The organism is Hydrogenophaga sp. NFH-34 (assembly GCF_021401345.1).
GTDB lineage: Bacteria > Pseudomonadota > Gammaproteobacteria > Burkholderiales > Burkholderiaceae_C > Hydrogenophaga > Hydrogenophaga electricum.
Genome location: NZ_JACBGE010000051.1, coordinates 1 through 7,950 on the forward strand (window position 1 = coordinate 1; position 7,950 = coordinate 7,950).

5 protein-coding genes and 1 pseudogene are annotated in these 7,950 nt (G+C 66.2%); all 6 read right to left on the bottom strand.

The genetic code is table 11. The features are described from left to right. Window positions 1–326 (bottom strand): Tn3 family transposase (locus L0977_RS25090; RefSeq protein ID WP_234267657.1); only part of this gene is annotated, 326 nt, incomplete at its 3' end. Window positions 327–726: 400 nt separating this feature from the next. Further along, entirely contained in the window at window positions 727–2,118 is a 1,392-nt protein-coding gene (locus L0977_RS25095) for an efflux transporter outer membrane subunit (protein WP_234267658.1), read from the bottom strand. Next, the gene (macB, locus tag L0977_RS25100) at window positions 2,111–4,093 is read right to left on the bottom strand and encodes a macrolide ABC transporter ATP-binding protein/permease MacB (protein ID WP_234267659.1); all 1,983 of its coding nucleotides are present in this window, start codon (window positions 4,091–4,093) and stop codon (window positions 2,111–2,113) included. The genes L0977_RS25095 and macB overlap by 8 nt, the downstream gene beginning before the upstream one ends. After that, complete coding sequence (gene macA / locus L0977_RS25105) at window positions 4,090–5,250, bottom strand: macrolide transporter subunit MacA (protein WP_234267660.1); 1,161 nt, start codon at window positions 5,248–5,250, stop codon at window positions 4,090–4,092. Before macA ends, macB begins: the two co-directional genes overlap by 4 nt. Window positions 5,251–5,582: 332 nt before the next feature. Continuing rightward, entirely contained in the window at window positions 5,583–7,130 is a 1,548-nt protein-coding gene (locus L0977_RS25110; RefSeq protein WP_011117152.1) for an IS91-like element ISPps1 family transposase, read from the bottom strand. A 108-nt stretch (window positions 7,131–7,238) separates the two neighbouring features. Then, a pseudogene (locus L0977_RS25115) lies at window positions 7,239–7,844 on the bottom strand (FAD-dependent oxidoreductase); the annotation flags it as partial. Window positions 7,845–7,950 lie beyond the last annotated feature (106 nt).

Consider the following 7,950-nt stretch of genomic DNA (forward strand, 5'->3'; position numbering starts at 1 on the left):
TCATCGACACGTTTGGCCTGCGCCGGGCTGATCCGGCCGGTATAAATGGCGCGCTTGAGGGCGTTAACAGCCTCGCCCCGATTGAGCACCCGGCGCAACTCGTTCCTGAAAGCGTCCTTGAGCCACCACATGAACCTGCCCATACGCATGTGGCGTGGAAAGAGCCGCAGCTGCGTCCCGTGGGGCACGCAGGCGTAGCCCGCATCGAACAGCAGGCGGTCCGGCGCCAGCACGCTCGCCAGCATGGCGAGCAGACCGAGCGCGCCCAGTGGCGCTGCGACCCAGGGGATGAGCCTTTCGGCGGCGAGAGAAAGGTCCTTGTACATAGGTCGGCTTGTCGTTGTCGTAGACGGTGGTGCAGCACCACCGTGAGGGTGCCTGCAGGATACCCAAGGGCGGGGCCCGCCTCCACTTCAACCCGGTCGAACTCGTCCACGGCGATGACCAGGCAGGCCGGTTTGCGCGGGGGAAAAAATCAACAGCCTGTGGAGTCCTTGTTTGAGGGGCGCCCGACAGGCGGTACGGCGCGGTCGGCCCCACTGTGCCGGCCCTTCGGGCTCCCCTGCGGTGCTCGCGTTTCGCGGGGTCTTGCAGAACTCGCCTTCGGCTCAGACAGCTGCAAGCCCTGATCCGCGAAACGCTGCGCTCCTCGGCGGCACAGAGGGGCCGCCCACACCGCACCGCCTGCCGGGCACCTGCTGTGGCCTGGGAGCCGTTTCTCTCTTCCTACTCGACGGTGGCCGCGCCGCCCAGCGCCTTGTACAACGTCATCGTGGCGTTGAGCTGGTTCAACCGGTTCTGCGCCACCGACACCTCTGCGATGCGGCGTTTGTCCTTGGCATCGAGCACCGGCTGCAGCGCAGTGGCGCCTGCGCGGTAGCGCACTTCCGACAGGGCTTCCGCGCGCTGTGCCTGCTGCAGCGCCAAGGCCAGCTTCACGCTTTCGTCTTGCAGCTGGGTCCGTGACGACAGCGTGTTCTCCACCTCGGACAGCGCGGTGTAGAGCGACTGGCGGAATCCGACGACCGCCTCTTCGTACTGCGTCTGCGACACGGCGACGGTCAGCCGCGCGGTGTTCCATTGCAGGAAAGGCAGCACCAGCCCCGCGCCCAGCGTGGCGATCGGGTTCTTCAGCACCTCGCCCAGTGCAGTGCTCCCCGCACCCAGCGAGCCTGTGAGGCTCAGCGTCGGGTAGAAGCCGGTGCGCGTTGCATCGACGTTCGCCAGCGATGCCCGCAGGCGCTGCTCCGCTGCACGCAGGTCGGGTCGGCGGCCCAGCAGGCTCGCGGGCAGGCCGGCATCGATCACGGGCAAGGCGGTGTCCGGCAGCTGCGAGGGCTCCTCCCTCGGGGTGTCGGGCGGCATGTCGAACAGGATGGCCAGCGCGTTGCGCGCCTCGACGCGCTGTTGCAGCAGCTGCGTGTGCGCCGCCTCCTGGCTCGCCAGGTTCTGGCCGGCCTGCGCGACGTCGAGCCCGGACACGGCGCCCGCCGCGTACTTGGCGCGCACCAGCGCCTGGATGCGCCTTGCGTCGGCCATGCCGGCTTCGCTCAGCGCGATGCGGTGGTTCAGGTAGCCGCTTTGCCAGTACAGCTCGGCGGTCGTGCCGACCAGCGCCAGTGCCGTGGCCTCGCGGTCGGACTGGGTGGCCTGCAGCTCCCAGTCGGCAGCGCTGCGCAACGCCGACAGGCGGCCCCACAGGTCGATCTCATAGCTCAGGTTCAGTGAGGAGCTCGCGGTCGATGCGGCCACGCCACCGCGCTTCAGGTCGAAGCTGCGGCTGGTGCCGACTTGCCCCGTCACGCCCGGCGTGAGGTTCGTGTTCGCCAGGCCGGCCTGCAACTGCGCCCGCTGCACGCGGATACCGGCGGCAGCCAGGTTGTTGTTGGTGCGCAAGGCGTTGTCGATCAGGGTGTCGAGCCGCGCATCGTTGAAGGCTGTCCACCAGCGGGTCTGTGGCATAGCCGCCGCGTTCGGCGACGTGGGCTGTTGCTGCTGTTGCCACACCTGCGGCACGCCGAGCGGACGCTGCTCGCGCCGCTCCGGTTGGAACAGCGTGCAGCCGCTAAGCGCCAGCGCGATGGCGAGCGTCCCGAGGGTCAGGCGCGCGCTACTCACGAGCCAGTGCCTCGATGGGGTCGAGCCGCGCGGCGTTGCGCGCCGGCAGGTAGCCGAACAGCACGCCGATGAGCGACGCGCACAGGAAGGCTGACACCACGGCCCCCATGGAAAAGATCATTTGCCATTGCTTCACGAACACCGAAAACAGAAAGCTGATGCCGTACGACAGCATCACGCCGATGAAACCGCCGACCAGGCACACGAGCACGGCTTCGGTCAGGAACTGCTGCAGCACGTCGCTCTGGCGTGCGCCCACGGCCATGCGGATACCGATCTCGCGGGTGCGCTCGGTCACCGACACCAGCATGATGTTCATCACGCCGATGCCGCCCACCACGAGCGAGATCACCGCGATCAGCGACAAGAGCAAGGTGAGCGACTGGCTCGTGCGCTCGGCGGTCTTCACGATGCTGTCCATGTTGAAGGTGAAAAAATCCTTGCCGCCATGGCGCAGCGTGAGCAGCCGCACGATGCTCTCTTCGGCGGCCTTGGTGGGCTGGCCGTCGCGGATGCGCACGGTGATGTTGTCGAAGTGCTGCTGGCCGAACAGGCGGCTGGCGCCGGTGCTGTAGGGCAGCCAGATGTTGAGCGACTTGTTCTCGCTGAACATGATCTTCTTTTCCTGCGCCACGCCGATCACCGTGCACGGCAGGCTGCCCACGAGGATGACCTTGCCGATCGGGTCGGTGCCCTCGGGAAAGAGCTTGCGCCGCGTGTTCTGGTCGATCACCACCACCTGCGACTGCTGCCGCACGTCGTTGGCGTTGAAGGCGGTGCCGCTGGCCATCTGGATGTCGCGCACGCTGAAGAAGTTGTCGCTGACGCCGTTCACGTTGCCGTTGACGTCGGCGCTGCGGTAGCGCAGGCGCAGGCCGCGCATGGTGGTGGGCGTGACGCTGTGCACGTAGGGCTGCGCGGCAATGGCCTGCAGGTCGGCGGGCAGCAGCGTGCGGATGCTCGCGGCCTTGTCGTCGCCGAAGTCGTGGCCCGGATAGATGTCGAGCGTGCTGGTGCCGATGGCCTTGATGTCGGCCAGCACGAAGCGCTTGGCGCCCTCCCCGATGGCCACGATCGACACCACCGAGGTGATGCCGATGATGATGCCCAGCATGGTCAGCGCCGTGCGCATGCGGTGCGCCATCATCGAGCGCCAGGCCATGCGAAAGGCTTCGGAAAAACGCGCCCAGCCCGTGCTGAAGCGCGCAATGCCGAGCGTCGGGCGGGTCATGGCAGGCTGTGCCGGGGCGTCCTCGCCGACCGCGTGTGCGGGCGCGGCCACGGTCGGTACGTTCGGCCGGTCGCCGACGATCACGCCGTCGGCGATCTCGATGATGCGTTCGGTGCAGCGCGCCACCTGCATGTCGTGCGTCACGATGATGATCGTGTGCCCCTGTGCATGCAGCTCGCGCAGGATGCCCATGACCTCGTGGCCGCTCTTGCTGTCCAGTGCACCGGTCGGCTCGTCGGCCAGGATGACCTGCCCGCCGTTCATCAGCGCGCGCGCAATGCTCACGCGCTGCTGCTGGCCGCCCGAGAGCTGGCTCGGCCGGTGCTCGGTGCGGTCTTCGAGACCCAGGCGCGCCAGCAGCTGCCGCGCCCGTGCATCGCGCGCCGTGCCCTCGGTGCCGGCATAGACGGCGGGCACCTCGACGTTGCCGGTGGCCGTCAGGTGCTGCATGAGGTGGTAGCGCTGGAAGATGAAACCGAAGTGCTCACGCCGCAGCGCGGCGAGCGCGTCGCTGTCGAGCGTGCCGACGTCCTGGCCCGACACGGTGTAGGTGCCGGTGCTCGGCCGGTCGAGGCAGCCGAGGATGTTCATCAGCGTCGACTTGCCCGAGCCCGAGGCGCCGACGATGGCCAGCATCTCGCCATGGCCGATGTCCAGATCGACGTCCTTCAGCACCTGGACTTCCTGCTCGCCCGAAGGAAAGCTGCGGCCGATGCCGCGCAGGGTCAAGAGCGGCTGCGTCACTGGCGCGGTCCCCGGTTGCCACCGCCGTTGCCGTCGGTCTTCTCCAGTGCCGAGGCGTCGCCCGTGATGACGTTGTCGCCCTCCTTCAGGCCTTCGAGCACCTGGGCCTGGAAGTTGTTGCTGATGCCGACGCGCACCTGCCGCTTTTCCACGCGTTGGTCGGGCAGGAGCACACGCACTTCATGGCGGCCGTCCTTGTCGCGCGCGCCGAGCGCGGTGAGCGGCACGGTCAGCGCCTGTTTCGCCTCGCCCAGCATGATGGCGACCTGCGCCGTCATGTCGACACGCAGCGTGCGCTCGGGGTTGGGCACATCGAACAGCGCGTTGAAGAACACGGCGTTGTTGATTTTCTCGGGCGACGGCTGCACCGCGCGCAGCGTGCCGTGGTAGCGCGTGTCGGGGTCGCCGAGGATGGTGAAGTACACCGGCAGGCCCGCCTTCACGCGCACCACGTCGGCCTCGGACACCTGGGCCTTCACGGTCATGGTCGACAGGTCGGCCAGCTTCATGAGCGTGGGCACCTGGAACGAGGCCACCACGGTCTGGCCTTCGAGCGTGTTGATCGACACCACGTCGCCGTCGATGGGCGCCATGATGCGGGTGTACGACAGGTTGGTCTGCGCCGAGGCCAGGGCCAGTTTCTGCTGGCGGATCTGCGCATCGAGCGACACGGCATCGGCGCGCAACGCACGCAGTTCGGTGTCGGCGCTTTCCAGGTCCTGGCGCGCGGCGGCGTCCTGCGCCAGCATCTCGCGCTGCCGTGCCCAGGTGAGTTCAGCCTGCTTCACGCGCACCTCCTTCGCGAGCTTCTGGGCCTGCAGGTTTTCGAGCTTGGCCTGCTCCTGCGCCAAGGTGTTCTGCGAAATGACGGGATCGATCTCGGCGAGCCAGTCGCCCTTCTTCACCGTCTGGCCGAGCACCACCTTCAGCGACTTGAGCTGGCCGGACACCTGCGCACCCACCTCGACCTGCTTGAAGGCCTGCAGCACGCCGGTGGCGAGCACCGCGTTCTCGAGGTCGCTGCGCTGCACGGTGGCGGTGAGGTAGTCGCTTTTCTTCGGCGGGCTCAACCAGAAGAAGGCCGCGACGGCCAGCACGATGAGCAAGGCCAGGCCGACAAGGAGCTTGCGCGATCGTCGCGAAGGAGTGTTGGGCATGCAGTGAAGTGGGAGTGGAAACGGGCGATGAGACCCTGGAAAGGATGCGATTGATCCTAGCCCCGCTTGCTGAAGGTCTGCTAAAGCATGCGTTTTGGTGGGCTTTTTGCACGAACCCCGCGAAACGCCCCACGAAAAACGGCGACGGATAGGAAATTCAACCGCATGAGGCCAAGTATGGCACGAGTTTTGGGCCTCGAAACACGTTCGGCCAAGGAAGGTTGAGCGCTCGCTTGCCGCTCAATGGCAAGAGCTTGGGAGGCAGTATGCATTTGGGCCTGGCGCGCGCGCAGCTGCTTCCCCGCAGCGATGGATACCGCCGCTTCACTGGGTCACCAATTGACGCGCTGGTCTACCTCGTCGGGTTGAGCTGCCAGATCCCAATCCGGCTCGCCTTGCGCACCATCATCCACCGGCGCGTCGCAGCCCTCCCACAGCGGTGGCCCGCGTGCCGGGGTGATGTGCGGGGGGGCAGACTCCACCCCGATGTGGTTCAGGATGTGGCGGATTTCGGCGCTGTGGGTGATGAAGGCAATGATGCGCATCTGCCCACCGCACATGGGGCACAGCAGCGGAAATGCCTCGTAGATGCGGGCAATCAGCACCGCCCACAAGTAATGCGCCGCTCGCTTCGGGCGTGCTTCAGGTTCGGGTGTGGGTGTGGCCGCGTTGCCCGGCGCCGCCACCCCAGGTACGCCCGCGCCAGGTTGTGCAGTCTCCACCGTGGCTGGTTGCGACGCAGCAGGCTGAGCCAGCGCCGTTACCGCCGCTCTCAGCGGCGAGTTTGGTGCCAGCACACCAAAGTAGCGGTGCCGGTGGGTGCGTGGCGGTGGCACCAGCGCGGCGATGCGGTCGATCAGTTCCAGCGGTGTGAGGTGCAGCTCATCTGCCTTGGCACCACGCTTGTCACTGGTGGGCTCGCTGCGCTGTTTGGCACAGCGGTACACCAGTTTGCTTCCCTCTTTGCGTAGGCGCTCCATGGAAAACGGTGGACGCGCGCAATAGCGCAGCAGCCGCTCCAGCGCAGCGCGGTCGTGGGCTTCGATGCAGACACCGGCGTCCACCGAGAAGCCGCTGTGTTTGTAGCCCAGCATGTCTTTGGCGTCACAGTTCTCCAGCAGGCCCCGAGCAACGAAGGCGCGCAGGATGCGTTTTTGCAGTGTGGTCTGCACTGGGGCCACGGTAGCCGCATCGATGCCGGTGGCCGCGTGAAAGATGACACCCGGCGATGAGATTCGAGGGGTCGCATCAGCATCGCCCTCGCCCTCCACTTCCTCAAACACCCCGTCCACCACACAAACGTGGAAGTGGACGTGTTCATTGAGGCTGGAGCCGAATCGGTGAATGAAGGCGATGGCACCGATGTGCAGGCCTGCCTTGTCCATATGGGCCGCACCGGGGCTGTGGGTCTGCAGAGTTTGTGCGATCACCCGCAGAAAGATGCGCAGCACCATGCTCAGCACCGCTCCGTCGCGTTGCATGAAGTACCGCAACCTCTTGGGCACGGAGAGCACCCACTGGCGCACCGGCAGGCGGGGGAAAACGTGGTCGCTCAGGTGTGCCGCCGTCTCCACCATCCGCCGCGTGGTGCACGAGGGGCAGACTCCCCGGCCTTTGCAGGAGAAGGCTACAAAGTAGTCGTGCCCACAGTCGCCGCAGCGAGCGCGGGCAAAGCCATGGGCAAAGATGCCGCACTCAAGATACTTGGCAAACGCTTTGCGCACGAAGGGCTTGGGGGTGTGGTGGTCGCCCTGGCCGTCGAACTGACCCGCGCTGGCCAACTCTAGCCAGGTCTCGTAGTGCTCGGCTACCATTTGGTAGAGCAGCGTGCGTTCGGGGTGGCGTGGGTTGTAGAGCTTGGGCTTGGAAGTGGCTGACATGAATACTGTACAAATGCACAGTATTCTGCGGCGATTGTTTGGGTACGCAAAGCACAAGGCCCGAACCGTCGCCAGTTCGGGCCTTGTCAGGGTAGCTTGGCTGCGGACTTACTTGCGCGCAGGCGGCACATCCGTGCAGCTGCCATGCGCCACTTCCGCCGCCATGCCGATGCTCTCGCCCAGCGTCGGATGCGGGTGGATGGTCTTGCCGATGTCGACAGCGTCCGCACCCATCTCGATGGCCAGGGCGATCTCGCCGATCATGTCGCCCGCATGCGTGCCGACCATGCCGCCGCCCAGGATCTTGCCGTGGCCCCGGCCAGCATGGCCGTCTCCTGATCCTGCTTCGGGGCTGTCGTCGAACAGCAGCTTGGTGACGCCTTCGTCGCGGCCGTTGGCAATGGCGCGGCCCGAGGCCGCCCAGGGGAACAGGCCCTTCTTGACCTTGATGCCCTGCTGCTTGGCCTGGTCTTCGGTCAGGCCCACCCAGGCCACTTCGGGGTCGGTGTAGGCCACGCTGGGGATCACGCGGGCGTTGAAGGCGGCGCTGGCCAGTTCCTTGTTGCCCTGCAATTCGCCGGCGATCACTTCCGCCGCCACATGCGCCTCGTGCACCGCCTTGTGCGCCAGCATGGGCTGGCCCACGATGTCGCCGATGGCGAAGATGTGCGGCACATTGGTGCGCATCTGGATGTCCACGTTGGGGTCTCCTCGTTTTCAGTGCAATAAGTGACGGTACGAAAAGCTAGCACTGGCGCGGAGGTGGTGTTGGTAGATCGTTGATTTCATTGACTTTCCTGTTCACTTTCAAATCTGCGAT

Excerpts from the sequence above, each read along its gene's own strand:
- macA (WP_234267660.1), bottom strand. The coding sequence starts at position 5,250 with ATGCCCAACACTCCTTCGCGACGATCGCGCAAGCTCCTTGTCGGCCTG.
- L0977_RS25110 (WP_011117152.1), bottom strand. The coding sequence starts at position 7,130 with ATGTCAGCCACTTCCAAGCCCAAGCTCTACAACCCACGCCACCCCGAA.